The organism is Stenotrophomonas sp. LC732 (assembly GCF_052446685.1).
In the GTDB taxonomy this organism is placed as follows: Bacteria; Pseudomonadota; Gammaproteobacteria; order Xanthomonadales; family Xanthomonadaceae; genus Stenotrophomonas; species Stenotrophomonas muris.
This window is the reverse complement of record NZ_CP199214.1, coordinates 4,192,202-4,206,243: the sequence shown is the minus strand read 5'-3', so window position 1 is coordinate 4,206,243 and position 14,042 is coordinate 4,192,202. Positions and strand designations below refer to the sequence as shown.

The 14,042-nt window shown below is 65.9% G+C and carries 14 protein-coding genes and 1 tRNA gene; 9 read left to right on the top strand and 6 right to left on the bottom strand.

What is annotated here, in order from left to right; all coding sequences use genetic code 11:
* Positions 1-25 precede the first annotated feature (25 nt).
* The 3 genes from ACT6SE_RS19900 (at position 26) to ACT6SE_RS19890 (ending at position 2,336) form a co-directional block, all read left to right on the top strand.
* Positions 26-499: a hypothetical protein gene (locus ACT6SE_RS19900; RefSeq protein ID WP_444811041.1), complete on the top strand. Its 474-nt coding sequence runs from the start codon at positions 26-28 to the stop codon at positions 497-499.
* 956 nt (positions 500-1,455) lie between these two features.
* Positions 1,456-1,890, top strand: coding sequence for a hypothetical protein (locus ACT6SE_RS19895; protein ID WP_046433006.1), 435 nt, complete (start codon positions 1,456-1,458; stop codon positions 1,888-1,890).
* Positions 1,887-2,336 carry a hypothetical protein gene (locus ACT6SE_RS19890; protein ID WP_046433003.1) on the top strand — a complete coding sequence of 150 codons (450 nt, stop codon included), beginning with the start codon at positions 1,887-1,889 and terminating at the stop codon, positions 2,334-2,336. The genes ACT6SE_RS19895 and ACT6SE_RS19890 overlap by 4 nt, the downstream gene beginning before the upstream one ends.
* 82 nt (positions 2,337-2,418) lie before the next feature.
* Here ACT6SE_RS19890 and ACT6SE_RS19885 read toward each other — a convergent pair.
* Positions 2,419-2,495 (bottom strand) — tRNA-Arg (locus ACT6SE_RS19885).
* Between the two features lie 149 nt (positions 2,496-2,644).
* Here ACT6SE_RS19885 and ubiA point away from each other — a divergent pair.
* Positions 2,645-3,538: a 4-hydroxybenzoate octaprenyltransferase gene (gene ubiA, locus ACT6SE_RS19880; protein WP_014648747.1), complete on the top strand. Its 894-nt coding sequence runs from the start codon at positions 2,645-2,647 to the stop codon at positions 3,536-3,538.
* Positions 3,539-4,016: 478 nt separating this feature from the next.
* Entirely contained in the window at positions 4,017-5,441 is a 1,425-nt protein-coding gene (locus ACT6SE_RS19875; RefSeq protein ID WP_080342783.1) for a short-chain fatty acid transporter, read from the top strand.
* A gap of 63 nt (positions 5,442-5,504) precedes the next feature.
* Here the strand turns inward: ACT6SE_RS19875 and ACT6SE_RS19870 are convergent, their stop codons facing one another.
* A complete protein-coding gene (locus tag ACT6SE_RS19870; protein ID WP_041863936.1) occupies positions 5,505-6,194 on the bottom strand; it encodes an EcsC family protein in 690 nt (229 codons plus the stop codon).
* 322 nt (positions 6,195-6,516) lie between these two features.
* On the opposite strand from ACT6SE_RS19870, the gene ACT6SE_RS19865 reads away from it, so the two are divergent.
* Positions 6,517-6,681 (top strand): hypothetical protein, encoded by a 165-nt coding sequence (locus tag ACT6SE_RS19865; protein ID WP_005414774.1) that lies wholly within the window; start codon positions 6,517-6,519, stop codon positions 6,679-6,681.
* Positions 6,682-6,735: 54 nt separating this feature from the next.
* Here ACT6SE_RS19865 and ACT6SE_RS19860 read toward each other — a convergent pair whose 3' ends face one another.
* Positions 6,736-7,362 (bottom strand): YiiX/YebB-like N1pC/P60 family cysteine hydrolase, encoded by a 627-nt coding sequence (locus ACT6SE_RS19860; RefSeq protein ID WP_041863935.1) that lies wholly within the window; start codon positions 7,360-7,362, stop codon positions 6,736-6,738.
* A gap of 82 nt (positions 7,363-7,444) precedes the next feature.
* Between ACT6SE_RS19860 and ACT6SE_RS19855 the strand changes: the two genes are divergently transcribed.
* The 3 genes from ACT6SE_RS19855 (at position 7,445) to ACT6SE_RS19845 (ending at position 11,272) form a co-directional block, all read left to right on the top strand.
* Positions 7,445-7,957, top strand: coding sequence for a hypothetical protein (locus ACT6SE_RS19855; protein WP_014648744.1), 513 nt, complete (start codon positions 7,445-7,447; stop codon positions 7,955-7,957).
* A gap of 73 nt (positions 7,958-8,030) precedes the next feature.
* Positions 8,031-9,869 (top strand): M3 family metallopeptidase, encoded by a 1,839-nt coding sequence (locus ACT6SE_RS19850; protein ID WP_046432998.1) that lies wholly within the window; start codon positions 8,031-8,033, stop codon positions 9,867-9,869.
* 2 nt (positions 9,870-9,871) lie between these two features.
* A complete protein-coding gene (locus tag ACT6SE_RS19845; protein ID WP_046432995.1) occupies positions 9,872-11,272 on the top strand; it encodes a TPM domain-containing protein in 1,401 nt (466 codons plus the stop codon).
* A gap of 1 nt (position 11,273) precedes the next feature.
* Here the strand turns inward: ACT6SE_RS19845 and ACT6SE_RS19840 are convergent, their stop codons facing one another.
* Genes ACT6SE_RS19840 through ACT6SE_RS19830 form a run of 3 tightly spaced genes read right to left on the bottom strand, consistent with a single transcriptional unit; the run spans position 11,274 to position 13,920 of the window.
* Entirely contained in the window at positions 11,274-11,945 is a 672-nt protein-coding gene (locus ACT6SE_RS19840; RefSeq protein ID WP_014648741.1) for a VOC family protein, read from the bottom strand.
* A 54-nt stretch (positions 11,946-11,999) separates the two neighbouring features.
* The gene (locus ACT6SE_RS19835) at positions 12,000-13,079 is read right to left on the bottom strand and encodes an alpha/beta hydrolase family protein (RefSeq protein ID WP_046432993.1); all 1,080 of its coding nucleotides are present in this window, start codon (positions 13,077-13,079) and stop codon (positions 12,000-12,002) included.
* A 13-nt stretch (positions 13,080-13,092) separates the two neighbouring features.
* On the bottom strand, positions 13,093-13,920 hold the full coding sequence (locus ACT6SE_RS19830) for an AraC family transcriptional regulator (protein WP_046432990.1): 828 nt from the start codon (positions 13,918-13,920) through the stop codon (positions 13,093-13,095).
* Between the last annotated feature and the right edge of the window lie 122 nt (positions 13,921-14,042).

Here is a 14,042-nt window from a genome sequence, read left to right as displayed (position 1 = left end):
TAGAAAACCCTGGGCGATTCATATCTTGCGTGCAGCGGTGCTGCTCTTGCCAATGCTGGGGGGCTGCAGCATTCACCAGTTTCAACATACGGAATGGAAGTCGGACTGGGTAGATGTTTCGTCCGGTGCGATTTTCCCTGGCAATTCAACGACTCTGCCGCTTGACCGCATTTCCACGCTTGATCCTGATAGTGAAGCAGCCATTGCGGAGTGGATGTTGAAGCATTCGCTGGCCGTGGTATCGGCATCAGAGGTTGAAGGGAAGATCGGTCCAATGCCGTTGAGTGACCTGAAGCCAGCGCCCGGGGAGAGCGTCTACTTCGTCAGGGCCGCTCCGGATGAAAGTGGGGGCAAGTTCATCGGCTACGTCAACGACAAGGGACTTCTCATCCTGTACGGGGTGATGGGGGGCTGCGGTGAGCAGAAGCAACGGGTGGTTGCCGTGAGCCTTCGGGAGAAGCCCGCCAACGTATTCGGTCGATGCTCGGCGGCGCTATAGTGCGCTGAAGCGCCGAGCTCCGCCTACTGCCTGGCGGATGACGCCAGGTGTGCGACCAATGGCGCGCTCGGCAACCGCAAGGGAGATCGGCGCAGCGCGACCAATGCGTTCGAGCAGATCGTTCTGGGGAGGTAATGGAAAACAGTCAAAGGAAATCGGGGTTGCTCAAGAGTTCTCTCGATGCCAAAGGCTTCTTCCTGCGCGCTTTGTCTGTCGCGTCCGTCTGTGTGCTCGCCCTGAGCGCATGCGAGAATGACCGCTTAGGGGAGCTGCAGCTGAAACCCATCTACGCGGAACTGAGTAGTGCGTATTACGGTGGGATGTGCGAGGGTGCAGCCGGTCCAGACGCCAGTATCGAGAAGGTTCGTGCGGTGCGCATTGGTACGATCGCTGGTGATTGCGCAGTGCTCTATTTGGACGGAGTAGATAGGAAGGGTGAGCCCGTGATCTATGGAGCGAAAACTGGGGATCGGCCTGAATGTGCTGGATTGATACGAAAGCTCGAAGTCGGACGGGCAAGCGCGGCAGTTCTCGGCAGGGCGCGGGAAATATGCAGATAGTGATTTTCAGATATTCTCCGTATGACCTCCACTGTTGGGGGGCGCAGATGCCCGCTGTGGGCCGGCAGTCGCAATCTTCTTCTCAGTGCCAGCCTGGCCTTAAGAAACTCGAATTCGGCGTCTAGTATGAAGATGAATTTGGATACCTTGGAAAAGGTCTCATCAATATTGTTCGACGCGCTCCGCTCCAGGGGCTTGCAAGAGAACTGGCCGCACTGTTCAGGAGGTATCGGATTCCACTGGCCCAGCTGCGAACGCTGGAGGCAGGCAGGTACTCTCGAGCGCTGCGCGATGCGTTGCGCGAGTAGGGCGCCAAGCGGGATGCAAGGTGCATGAGCTCCCGCGCTCCTCCACCAAAGAACGCGATCGGCCTGCACGCCCTCGGAGAGGTACAAGATGAAAGCCAGGCAGATTCTTCGGTACGGGCTGGCCTACGCGGTGTCGTGTGGAGCACTCTGGCTGTTCCTGCACTTTGTGGGCAGGGCGCTTTACGCCTTCGACTCACATCAGGTTTTCTTCTGGCTGTATGCCGTCAGCCTTCTGTTGCTGGGAATTGGCGCACGAGTTCCCGCCGCGGGCCGCCTGACGATCAAGCGGCTTGCCAAGGGGGCAGGCCTAGGGCTGCTCGCGGGCCTTCTGGCCCAGGTCGTGGTGCTTGTACTGGAAGCCTATAGATTCAGCGGATTCAGGCCATCGCTGCTCTGGCAGGTACCGGTTTCGCTGACGGTGATGAGCGTCGTGCTGCTCACGCCGCTCTGGGGCGCAGTGCTGGTTGCCCTCACTGCCGCTTGCCGCCGCGACAACAACCCACATCAGGCCTCGAACCCATGAAGCGCCTGACTGCCTTTTGCCTCGTGGTTGCACTGACATCCTGTGCGGCGCATCCGAACCGCACCACGAAGTGTCCACCGGCCCATTTCACCTACGTCGGCACCGAGAGAGTCGACGGACTGACCTACGGGCGCTTCCAGATCACCCACAACGCTGATCAGCCGCTTCAGCTGTGGGTGGATGAGAGACGCAGGTTGAACTCAAGGACCGCTCGCGCAGAGATGAGGCGTAAAGGCGAGGATGCCTGGCGACCTTACAACGTGATCCTTGAGGAAATCACACCGGGAGCGATCGGGCTGTCGATCGGGCAGGGTGAACAGCAGAGCGTTTTGTTCGATGGTGATGGCGTGTTCCTGCCCGGCCAATCCAGTGCGGACACGGAGTACTCCATCGTGGTACGGGATGCAGCCGGTTGCGAGCATCGCTCGGCAACGTTCATTCCCTGACATTCCTGGCGGCGTGCCGGACACCTCGCGACATCGCAGCATCGCCCAGTTGGGACGCTGCGTACAGGCAATGAAGGAAAAATGGCGCGCCCGGAGGGATTCGAACCCCCGACCAATGGCTTCGGAAGCCACTACTCTATCCGGCTGAGCTACGGGCGCGTTGTAGAACCGCCGCGCCGTCGGCCGGTGCCGGGGCGGGCATCGCAACGCCATGAAGCGGTGCGGGACCGGCATTCTATCCAGTTTCGCCGAACAAATCTCCCCCCACGGGCAAAGCCGTGCCGGAGGGGCAGGAGTATCCTATCGCCATGGCTGATACCCCCCTCACTTCGCCGCAGTCGCCGGCGACGCCGCGTTGGCGGCATTACTGGAGTCTGATGCGCGCTGATCGCCCGATCGGCACGCTGCTGCTGCTGTGGCCCACCTGGTGGGCGTTGTGGCTGGCCGCGGGCGGCCTGCCGCCGCTGTGGACGCTGTTCGTGTTCACCGCCGGCGTGTGGCTGACCCGCTCGGCCGGTTGCGTCATCAACGACTACGCCGACCGCTGGCTCGACCCGCATGTGGAGCGCACCAAGGCGCGCCCGCTGGCCACCGGTGCGATCAGCGGCCGTGCCGCGCTGGCGCTGTTCGCCGTACTGATGCTGGTGGCGTTCGGCCTGGTGCTGACCCTGAACGGGCTGACCATCGGCCTGAGCTTCATCGGCGTGTTCCTGGCTGCCAGCTATCCGTACCTGAAGCGCTACACCCATCTGCCGCAGGTCTACCTGGGCATGTCGTTCGGCTGGGGCATCCCGATGGCGTTCGCCGCCGTGCAGGGCGAGGTGCCGATGCTGGGCTGGCTGCTGTATGCCGGCAACATCCTGTGGTCCACCGCCTACGACACCTGGTACGCCATGGTCGACCGCGAGGACGACCTGAAGATGGGCTCGCACTCCACCGCGATCCTGTTCGGTGATCTCGACCTGGTCATCCAGGGCGTGCTGTACGCACTGTTCCTGGCCACGATGGCGCTGGTCGGCGTGCGCGGCGGGCTGGGCGGGTACTACCTGGCCGGCGTGGCCGTGGCCACCGCGCTGGTGGTGTACGAGTTCTGGATCTGCCGCAACCGCGAACGCGGCCCGTGCTTCAAGGCGTTCCTGCACAACAACTGGGTGGGTGCCGCGCTGTTTGCCGGCATCGCCGCGGACCTGGCGCTGCGTTGATCCCAAGGCCTGGTAGAGCCGGCCGCTGGCCGGCTGCGCCCGTGCGCGATCCCGAGGTTGCCGGCCAGCGGCCGGCACTACCGCCTTCCACCACCTGCGATGATGCTTGGATCTGGTAGAGCCGGCCGCTGGCCGGCTGCACCCGTGCGCGATCCCGAAGTTGCCGGCCAGCGGCCGGCACTACCGCCTTCCACCACCTGCGGTGATGCTTGGATCTGGTAGAGCCGGCCGCTGGCCGGCTGCACCCGTGCGCGATCCCGAGGTTGCCGGCCAGCGGCCGGCACCACCGCCTTCCACCACCTGCGATGATGCCTGGATCTGGTAGAGCCGGCCGCTGGCCGGCTGCACGACCATCCCGATTGGGAAATTGCCGGCCAGCGGCCGGCACTACCGTTCTGTGCCGCCTACGACCAATAGGTGGCTGACAGCCCGCACCCCACCGCCCAGAATCGATCCATCGAACCTGGGAGGGTAGGCGATGGCCTCTACGGCAGCAGTACAGGACGGCTGGATGGCGCGCGCAGCGCTGCGTTCGGCCGCCTGGGCGGAAAAGTGGTTCCCCGACGCGTATGTGTTCGCGGTGCTGGGCGTGGTCATCGTCGCGCTGGCCGCGATGGGCTTCGGCTCGACCCCGCAGGCCACCGCCAGCGCCTTCGGTGACGGCTTCTGGAGCCTGATTCCCTTCACCATGCAGATGGCCTTCGTGGTCATCGGTGGCTACGCCGTGGCGACGGCGCCGGTGGTCGCACGCTTCATCGATTTCCTCGCCCGGGTGCCGCGTACCGGCCGCGGTGCGGTGCTGTACGTGGGCCTGGTCAGCATGCTCGCCTCGCTGCTCAGCTGGGGGTTCTCGCTGGTGTTCGGTGGCCTGCTGGTGCGTGCGCTGGCCCGTCGTACCGAACTGCGCATGGACTACCGCGCCGCCGGTGCTTCGGCGTACCTCGGCCTGGGTGCGGTGTGGGCAATGGGGCTCAGTTCCTCGGCCGCACAGCTGCAGGCCAACCCGGCCAGCATGCCGCCGGGGCTGGTGGAGATCACCGGCGTGCTGCCGTTCACCGAAACCATCTTCCTGTGGCAGTCGATCGCGCTGACCTCGGTGCTGATCCTGGTCTCGCTGCTGATCGCCTGGCTGACGGCACCCGCGGCGGGTAGTGCGCGTACCGCCGAGGAGTTCCCCGGTGCTGCACAGGCCGAGCCGCAACCGCTGCAGCGACGCACGCGCCCGGGCGAATGGCTGGAATACAGCCCGCTGCTGACCGTGCTGCTCTCGCTGCTGGCGTTCGGCTGGCTGTTCAACGAGTTCGCCAACAAGCCGGTGATCACCGCCATCGCCAACCTCAATACCTACAACTTCCTGTTCATCTCGTTGGGCCTGCTGCTGCACTGGCGCCCGCGCAGCTTCCTCAACGCGGTGGCCAAGGCGGTGCCGAGTACCACCGGCGTGCTGATCCAGTTCCCGCTGTACGGCGGCATCGCGATGATCCTCACCCACGCCGCTGGCGGTGACGGGCAGACCCTGGCGCACCGGCTGTCGAGCCTGTTCGTGCACGTGGCCAGCACCGATTCGTTCGCGCTGGTGATGGGCGTCTATTCGGCCGTGCTGGGCTTCTTCGTGCCGTCCGGTGGCGGCAAGTGGATCATCGAGGCGCCGTACGTGATGCAGGCCGCCAACGAACTGAAGGCGCACCTGGGCTGGGCGGTGCAGGTCTACAACGCGGCCGAAGCCCTGCCCAACCTGATCAACCCGTTCTGGATGCTGCCGCTGCTGGGCGTGCTGGGCCTGAAGGCACGCGACATCGTGGGCTTCACCTTCATCCAATTGCTGGTGCACATCCCGCTGGTGCTGGGCCTGTTGTGGCTGCTGGGCATGACCCTGGCGTATGTACCACCGGTGATGCCGTAGTCCAGTATCCCCGGATCATGCGGCTTCCTGCTTTGAAAGCCGCATGGCCAGAACGCGCGCTGCTCAGATTTCATTGGGCTTGTTGCCCAGTGCGGCATCCGCTTCGAACCAGCTTCGCGCAGTATTGCCAACATACTTGGTCAACGCATAGTTGGCCCCTGAGCCGATGACGACTCCGATGCCGAACGGAATGGCTTTTTCCAGCGCCTTGCGGGTAAAGGTGATGCCGATCTTCTTGAAGAGTTCCTTGAGAGCTTGCAACACGGCGCCCTTCAAGTACTGACGGACCATCTTTACGCCAGCATTTGAGGCGATCCGAGTCGACGCTTCGACGCCGAGCTTCTCCAGAGAACCTCCTGCGGCGATGAGAAAAGCCAGGTGCCTGGCGTCTTCGCCATTCACGTCCCATCCATAGGCCTCAGCCAAGCACATGGTCATGTCGACCTGCAGTTTCATGCTGATGCTTGCATCGGCGAGACCACCGCCAACCATTGCCAGGGCCGTACCAATTCCCGGGATGACCCCGGTCAGAGCAGTCGCTCCCCCCGTGGTGGCTGACATCCGGCAATAACGGCTGATGATCTTGTCGGCCACCAACCCTGCAACCTCGTGCTGGCCGCGTGTTGGATCCCGGGAGAGAATCTGGCGCCTGTACTGGGTGACGAGGGCCTTCGCGTCTGCGGGACTGATCGCGATGCTCTCGACCGCTTTGAGGAGGCGAGAGTCACTTGCTTCTGCAACCACGGCGTTCATTTAGACGTTCCTTGTTGATGCTTGGAAAGATGGGCCGTCCATAGCAGCCCGTCCGCAGCCTATCGGCTTCGGGTAGCCATTCTTGAGCGAACGCTCGCGCATTCCGGTGCGCCCTACAGCACTGAATACGTGCTCCTGTCATTACCACATAAGGACATGCCGAACCCGCATGAATCCTTCAGCGGCTTGTGCCGCAAGGACTTTCGCGTGTTCATTCACGCGCGTACACACAGGTGTAGCTGTCCGCCAACGCGCGATTAACTCTTCGCTGCAGACGATGGCCCCGTCCACCGCATTCCGCGCGTGGCTTTGGAGATCGGACATGGCACAGCAGAACCAGAACCCGAACCAGAAGCAGCAGGGCCAGCAGAACCAGCAGGATCAGCAGCAGGGCCGTGGCCGCGACCAGCAGCAGCAACAGCAGCAGGAACAGCAGCAGCGCAACCAGCGCAATCAGCAGCAAGGTGGGCAGGACGAGGAAGAGTGACGTCGGTACCCACCCTGGGCAACCCCCGAAGCCCCGCCGCGCGCGGGGCTTCGCTTATTCCAGCACGCCGATGCGTTGCAGCACCGGCGCGGCCGACATGTCATTGGGATTGGTGCCGGGCTGATCCTGCGGCACCTCCATGCCCATGCCGCGGTACAGATCGACCCAATGCTGTGCGATCTGCCCGGTCTGCGGATTGCGGAAGTTCATCGGCTGCAGCGCGAACACATGGTGCGCACGGAACGCACGCTCGATGAAGTCGGAACAGTAGTAGCTGTCCTCGTTCAACACATACGACGTGTTGTACGGCTTGCCCAGCATCATGCGCGCGGTGGCGACCGCATCCTTGATCGCCGCCTGCTGCGGTGCCCGCAGGCGATAGACCACGATCTGCCGCTGCTTGGCCCGGGCGCTCTGGCGGAACTCGACCAGCGATTGCCGACGCGATCCCTTTTCGTCCGCATGCAGTACCTCCCAGCCGTTTGGCGCCACAGCGACCAGGGCCACATGATCGAAGCTGGGCGCGCCCTGCTTGCCGGTGGCATCGTCGATGGCCGCACTGAGGCCGCTGCGGCCGGCGGTGACGAACAGCAGATCGCCTTCGTGGACATCGACGGCCATCGCCAGCGCTGGCCACAGGGCGGGCAACAGCAGGCCGATCATGAGCAGGAGGCGACGCATGGAGAGTCTCGGACAGGCGGAGTGCCGGAATTGTAGGGCGCGCGGTAGCATGGGACGACCCAACCGGATTCAGGATGAGCCCATGCGTCGAAACCGTTCCGCTGCCGTGCTGATGCTTGCCTGTGGCGTGGCCCTGGTTGCCTGCACGCCCGAGGCCCAGGTGACGCCCACGGAAGTGGCGCCTGCACATCCCGCGCCGTCGTCCACGGCGGCAGCGGTCCAGCCCGCACCGGTGCCTGCCAGCGGTGAATGCCCCTACTCGCAGTTCGATGCGTTCCTGAAGCACTTCGGCAACGAGATCGCGCTGCAGGAAAAGGCCACCGCCGATCCGCTGCTGGACAGCTACATCGATGCCGAGGCCGAGCCGGAACCGCGCAAGGTGGAAAGCCGCCTGGCGCTGGCCGATGTCGAGTGGCCGGTGATGCCCGATCCCGCCGCGTTGGCCGGGCAGGGCCGCGAGATGCAGGTCAGCACGCTGGCCGATGGGCAACGACAGGTACAGATCCGCACGCCGGACAGCAGCGACCAGCAGACCTACACCTTCGCGCAGTCGCCCTGCTGGACGCTGGTCAAGCGCGAGGATGAGTCGATCTGATGCCTGTCCCGGCACAGGCGCGGCCGGGCGGGGGCTGCTAGGCTCGGAGCCTGATCCAGGCAGGGAGACGCCGATGCAGGCTCGCAGGATGTGCACCATCACCGCCACCATGACTGTCATGCTGGCAATGGCACCCTTCACCGGCGTCCAGGCGCAGTCGCTGCCGGCCGACGATAGCGCCTACTTCGCCAGTGCGGCAGCCGAACAGGCCGCGCGCGGCGAGCTGGGCAAGCGTGTCGAGGCCCTGCAGCAGGCTTCCGCGCTTGCACCTGCGCAACGCTTCCATCAGGCCGAGGCACTGCAGGCGCAGTGCCTGCGCCATCACAGCTATCTGCATCTGCAGGCCGCACGCAACGCCCGTGACCATCGCCCGACGCAGGCGCTGGACCAGGTGATGGGGCTGTGCAGCCGCATCGCCCACACCGGCCGCGCGGCGCTGCGCGAAGCGCCCGCAGACGCGGCGTGGGCAGCACCGTATGCCTTCCTGCGCGCGCGTGCGCTGAAGGACGCCGCAGCACCGGCCAGTACCGCACTGGATGAGGCCGTGGAGGCCCTGGCCGATCCGGCGCTGGACAGTTTCGCACGGCTGCGTGGGCAGATCCTGCGCAGTGCCGAGTACCCGCAGATCGAGCGTGATGGTCGGCACTGGGACACCGGGCACGACAAGCAGGCACTGGCCCAGCAGCGGGACCGCGCGTTGCGGGAAGCGGGCTGGAAGGGTTACTGGCAGGGCCTGCACTCGCGCCGCGAGCCGATGGCCTCGGTGCTTCTGGGCCTGGTGCAGGTGAACGATGCCGCCGCGCGCCTGCAGGGCGATGGTTCTGCACCGGCGCGGGGCTACCAGCGCATGGGCCTGGATGCATCGGCGGTGGATGCTACGCTGCAGGCGATCGAACGCCATGCACGGGACCGTCGCGCCTACCAGGACATGCTGCTGCGCCACGCCGCGCGTTCAGGCATCGATGCGCCGCAGCTCTGGGATACCACGTTGCCCGATGCCGGCTATATGCCGCCGGTACTGACGCTGGCGCAGCTGCGCGACAATGCCGCCGATGCCATGCAGCACCTGGGGCCGGCATACGTCAGTGAGCTGCGTGCGCTGCTCGATCCGGCCAACCGGCGCATGGATCTGGCCACCGAACGTGGTGACCGCAGCCAGGATGCGTTCTCGGTAAGCGCTCCCGGCGTGCCGGCAATGCTGTTCGTTGGCGTGCGCCGTGGTGATCTGGAAAGCGATGTCGAGATCGCCCATGAAGCCGGTCATGCCATGCACGGTGAGTGGATGCAGCGCGGCCATGCCTCGCCGCTGCAGCGCAATGGCAGCCAGTGGCTGACCGAGGCCTTCGCCATCTACAACGAACTGCGCTTCCGCGACCAGCTGTACCAGCAGGCAGAGGACCCGCGGGCCAAGGCCTATTACCTGAAGTCACTGCTGGACGATATGGTGCTGCAGCTGTTCACGTCTTCCGAAGAGGCGCAGCTGGAGCAGTCGATCTACGAGGGCGTGGCGGACAACACGCTGGGTACCGCCGATGACCTGGACGCGTTGACCGGCCGGGTGCTGGCGCGCTTCGGTCAGGACCCGGAGCGCTATCCGCAGCTGCGCAACGGCTGGATCGGCAAGCGCCTGATGTATGACGACCCCAACTATCTGGTGAACTACCTCTATGCAGGGCTGCTGGCCGTGCAGCTGTTCGTGCAGGATCAACGCGACCCGGCAGGGTTCCGTGAACGCTATCTCGCGGTGCTGGGTGAAGGTTTCGATCGTGCGCCGACCGAGCAGGTGGCGCAGTTGCTGGGGCACGCGCCCGACTGGCCGGCGCTGGTCGATGCCGATATGCAGGTGTTCAATCAGGCGGCCGCGCAGCTGCAGGCGCTGCATGCGCGGATCGAGGCAGGGCAGGGCACGTGAAGATGCTGCGCAGGACGACGTGCACCCGGGCCACGGCATGGCTGTTGATGCTGTTGTGCCTGTTGCCGATGGTGGTGATGGCCGGTGCTGCGGTCCCTGCGCTGGATGACCCGGTGGTGGACGCCGCCAACGCACTTTCGGCGGATACCCGCGACATACTGCGCACGCAGGCCTTCAAGTTGCAGGCACGCACCGGCGCGCAGCTGCAGGTGCTGGTGGTCGACCATGCTGGCGACGAGGGCATCGAGGCCTACGCACAGCGGGTGTTCGACCAGTGGCAGCTGGGCCGCGAAGGCGTTGACGATGGCGTGCTGCTGCTCGTGGCCGTGCAGGACCGCCGGGTACGCATCCAGACCGGTTACGGTCTGGAGGGCGCGATTCCAGATGCCTATGCCGCCCGCATCATCGACAAGGCGATCGTGCCGCGTTTCCGCGATGGCGACCTTGACCAGGGCCTGCTGGATGGAACGAAGGTCGTGGTCGCGCTGATCGATGGCGAGGACCTGCCGGCCTGGGAAGCGCCAGCGATGCGCAACGTGTTGCCGGCCGATTGGCGCAGCGCGGATTCCGTGGTTGCACTGACGCTGCTGGCCGGCTTCCTTGCGGGTCTGTGGCGCTCACCGCCCTCGGCGCCCGCGGCCAGGATGCCGGACGACCTCGCACGCAGGCACCGCGAGCGCCAGCGTGGAGCGCCACGCGAGGTCACCACGCCGCAGGCGCGCCCGAAGCGATTGCCGGCCTGGGGTCGCCCGCTGCTGGTGACGGCTGTGGTAGCCGCGGGTCTGCTGTCGGCGGCTATGTGGGCGCCACGCCAGGCATTGGCAGCGGTCTGCCTCGTATTGGCGTTGTGCGTACCGGTGGCGAGCCTGCTTGGCTGGTGCTGGCGCCGCAGCCGAGGTGTGCGCGTGGTGCTGCTCGGCATGCTCGGGGTCAGTTCGGGGTTCTTGGTGATGATGATGCTGCGTGGCCAGTTGCCGCCCAGTCTGGCCCTGCACACGTTGCTGGACCTGGCGGCAGGCATCGTAGCCATGCTGCTGTTCTTCCTCGTGCAGGCGTGCCGCGCGCGCTGGCACAAGGACCGCCGCAGCTTCGGGGTGAGGTTCGCAGTGCTCTTGCTGCTGACCGCTGGCTACGTGCTCTTCGCACTGCTGGCCATTGATCGCGCCGACCCGGTGGCACGCCTTGCCGCGACGATCGGGTGGAGTGCCGGCACGCTCGTGCTGTACTTCGCCTGGATTTTCACCATGCTGCCCGGTGAGAAGGCACGCGGCAGCCGCAGATCATCCGTCGGCCACCGCGGTGCGTCCAGCTCCCCGTCATCAAGTTCGTCTGCGAGCAGCTCCAGCAGCTGGTCCGGAGGCGGCGGCCGCAGCGGCGGAGGTGGTGCGTCGGGCAGCTGGTAGTTCAGGCTGCCTGTACCCGCCAGCCGAGCACAACGTCCTCCACGACACCGGGGCCAGCCACGTCGCCGACCTGCAGCAACAGCCCCTGCGCATTGGGCAGGTCCTTCTGCTCGGGAAACCACCGTCGATCGGCCGCGACCACGATCAACAGGCCCTCGTCGTCGCCCATCGGTGCGAACTGCGGCGAAGCCGGGCTGATCGGCTGCAGGCCGAAACGTTGGTTGGACAGTTCGCGTACGGCCTCGACATCGCGGCTGGGCAGGCCGACTTCGCTCAGGCAGGTCAGCTCGCTGCCATGGAACACGCCTTCGCGAGCGCTGGCCGGCAGGCGGCGGCGGCCGATCAGTTCAAGGATCAGGCCGTCCGGGCCGGTGAAGTACACCGACTGCGACTGCCAGCTGCTCTCCAGCGCGAAGTAGTCCAGCCCCGCCGGATTGCGCTGCAGCGGCGTGCGCTCACGCAACCACGTCATTGCCTCGCTGAAGCGGTTGTCCGGCACGTTGAAGGCCAGATGCACGCCACCCACCGGACGTCCCGCCGCAGGCTGAAGTTCGAGGGTGCTCCAGCCGACGTGCACATGGTTGCCGACCACGCGCTGCTGCAGCACATCGTGGAAATATGTGGCCACGGAAGCGACGTCGGATACCGGCAGAGTGAGGTGCAGCAGGCGCATGATCGATTCTCCGTGGACGCGCCCACTGTAGCGCCGGGCGATGCCCGGCGGCCACTAGCGCAGCGAATGGTTGAAGAACCGTATTGCCGCGTCCGCTGCCTGCGCGTGGGTCTGCGCCTTCGGCACCGATGTGCTGCACAGGTCCTGCAGCCGCTGTTGTCCGGCCGGGGTGCATGCGGCGAGGAAATCGTAATGGCCGACACCGGGCAGCACCTGCAGTGCAGCGCCCGCAATCACCGCACGCGCAGCCTCGCCATTGGTCTGTGGTGGCGCGACCGTGTCCGCCTGGCCCAGCACGATCGACACCGGCTGTTTCAGTGAGGAGAGCTGCTCGGGCGCAAAGGCCTGCACGATTGCCGGCGCCAGCAGGAACACCGCGCGCACGCCGGGAATGGCGCGTGCGTCGTTGGCGTGGGACATCCATGGCGACAGCTCGGGCGACGCCGCAGCGGCAACGCGCGCCTCCATCGTGTGCGTTGCCGCCTCCTGTTGGGGCCGGCAGACGCCGTCATCCGGATGTGCGGTGCAGAAGTCCCGCAATCGCTGCAGGTCCGGTCGCGCACCGGCTGCCAGCAGCGCGGTGTAGCCACCGGCCGAGAAGCCGGCGACCCCCAGGCGCTCAGGATCGACATGCGGGCCCAGCACCGGATCAGCTTGCACGGCCGCCAGTGCGGCACACAGGTCATCGGCGCGCAACCAGGTCAGAAGGCTGCCGGGCAGGGTCATGGTGTCAACGCCGTTGTTGCCTGGATGATCCACCGCAATCACCAGATATCCGGCCCGCGCCAGCGCCGTGCCCAGCCAACCCATCATGCGCGCGCTGCCGCCGTTGCCATGCGAGAGCAGCAGGGTCGGCAGGCGATCACCCGCGACCGGCGCATCCTTGGCCGACCGGCCGGCGTCGAACAGCGGCGCGTCGGGTGGACCGATGGTCAGCGCGTTTTCGCGGCTGCCGGCCTGTGCCGGATACCAGACCGTGTAGCGCAGCGCGTCGCGGTGCCCTGCGTCGCGCACGGCGGCGCTGGCCAGCGTCGTCGTGCCGTGGCGCTCGCCGGCGACGCCGCTTTCGCGGGCGGCGCCGACGCTCGCGAACGCCAGCAGCATTCCTCCCAGCACAGCAGCGGTCATGCGCATCTTCAACTCCTTGTCAGTGGGGACGTTCTTCCACCGGCAGCCAGATCTCCACGCCGCCGTTGCCGCTGTGCTCGTCGAACCGGGCGTCGTAGCGCTCCAGGTCCGGCGCATCGGCAAGGCCCAGGTTGGACGCAGGGAGATAATGATCCAGCAACCAGAACCAGGTCGAGCGGATGGCCGAGATGTGTCCGCCGTGCCAAGCCACCAGGTAGCGGCGCGCCGGGATGTCCACGCGTCGCCAGTGCGCAGGCACGCTCGGCACCGTGCTTGCCGGTAGTGCCGCAATGTAGTCGAAGCCACCATCGTCATCACTGTTGCAGCACACGCCGAAGCTGACCGGTGCCGGCGTCGGCCACTCGCGGTTGAGCTGGGCCCATTGGCCCGGAATCGCGCCGCTGCTGTCGCGGGTATGCCGCATGCCGACGCCTGCCAGCTGGAACGCGGGCGTATCGAGCAGCCGGGGGGCTTCAATGCAGGCTGACGGGGCCTCGTCCAGGCGGATCGCCTGCACCAGCGTCAGCCCATCGGTGCCCTGTTCGCGTACCCGTTCCGGTGTCTGCCCGAACTGTTCGCTGAAGGCGCGGGTGAAGGCAGCATGGGTGGTGTAGCCGGCCCCCAGCGCCACCTGCAGGATGTCGCCCGCGCCGTTGGCCAACCGCTGCGCGGCAGCGGTCAGGCGGCGCCCGCGCAGGTAGCGCACCACCGAGGTGCCGGTGCGGGCCTGGAACAGGCGTGACAGATGAAACGGCGACAGGCCGGCCGCAGCGGCGATGTCGGCCAGCGCCAATGGCTGGTCCGCATGGGTTTCGATGTACCACAACGCCTTGCCTGCCGCGCTCATCCTGCCGTTCCCCGCATCCAATGCCGGCACAGTAGCGGATCGGCAGGCGCGGCGTTTAGCAGTTCTTGCGCTGCCGGGGCTTTGCGTCTGCCTGCGTACCGGCAACAATGCGTGCTTCATGG

Excerpts from the sequence above, each read along its gene's own strand:
- ACT6SE_RS19895 (WP_046433006.1), top strand. The coding sequence starts at position 1,456 with ATGAAAGCCAGGCAGATTCTTCGGTACGGGCTGGCCTACGCGGTGTCG.
- ACT6SE_RS19890 (WP_046433003.1), top strand. The coding sequence starts at position 1,887 with ATGAAGCGCCTGACTGCCTTTTGCCTCGTGGTTGCACTGACATCCTGT.
- ubiA (WP_014648747.1), top strand. The coding sequence starts at position 2,645 with ATGGCTGATACCCCCCTCACTTCGCCGCAGTCGCCGGCGACGCCGCGT.
- ACT6SE_RS19875 (WP_080342783.1), top strand. The coding sequence starts at position 4,017 with ATGGCCTCTACGGCAGCAGTACAGGACGGCTGGATGGCGCGCGCAGCG.
- ACT6SE_RS19870 (WP_041863936.1), bottom strand. The coding sequence starts at position 6,194 with ATGAACGCCGTGGTTGCAGAAGCAAGTGACTCTCGCCTCCTCAAAGCG.
- ACT6SE_RS19865 (WP_005414774.1), top strand. The coding sequence starts at position 6,517 with ATGGCACAGCAGAACCAGAACCCGAACCAGAAGCAGCAGGGCCAGCAG.
- ACT6SE_RS19860 (WP_041863935.1), bottom strand. The coding sequence starts at position 7,362 with ATGCGTCGCCTCCTGCTCATGATCGGCCTGCTGTTGCCCGCCCTGTGG.
- ACT6SE_RS19855 (WP_014648744.1), top strand. The coding sequence starts at position 7,445 with ATGCGTCGAAACCGTTCCGCTGCCGTGCTGATGCTTGCCTGTGGCGTG.
- ACT6SE_RS19850 (WP_046432998.1), top strand. The coding sequence starts at position 8,031 with ATGCAGGCTCGCAGGATGTGCACCATCACCGCCACCATGACTGTCATG.
- ACT6SE_RS19845 (WP_046432995.1), top strand. The coding sequence starts at position 9,872 with ATGCTGCGCAGGACGACGTGCACCCGGGCCACGGCATGGCTGTTGATG.
- ACT6SE_RS19840 (WP_014648741.1), bottom strand. The coding sequence starts at position 11,945 with ATGCGCCTGCTGCACCTCACTCTGCCGGTATCCGACGTCGCTTCCGTG.
- ACT6SE_RS19835 (WP_046432993.1), bottom strand. The coding sequence starts at position 13,079 with ATGCGCATGACCGCTGCTGTGCTGGGAGGAATGCTGCTGGCGTTCGCG.
- ACT6SE_RS19830 (WP_046432990.1), bottom strand. The coding sequence starts at position 13,920 with ATGAGCGCGGCAGGCAAGGCGTTGTGGTACATCGAAACCCATGCGGAC.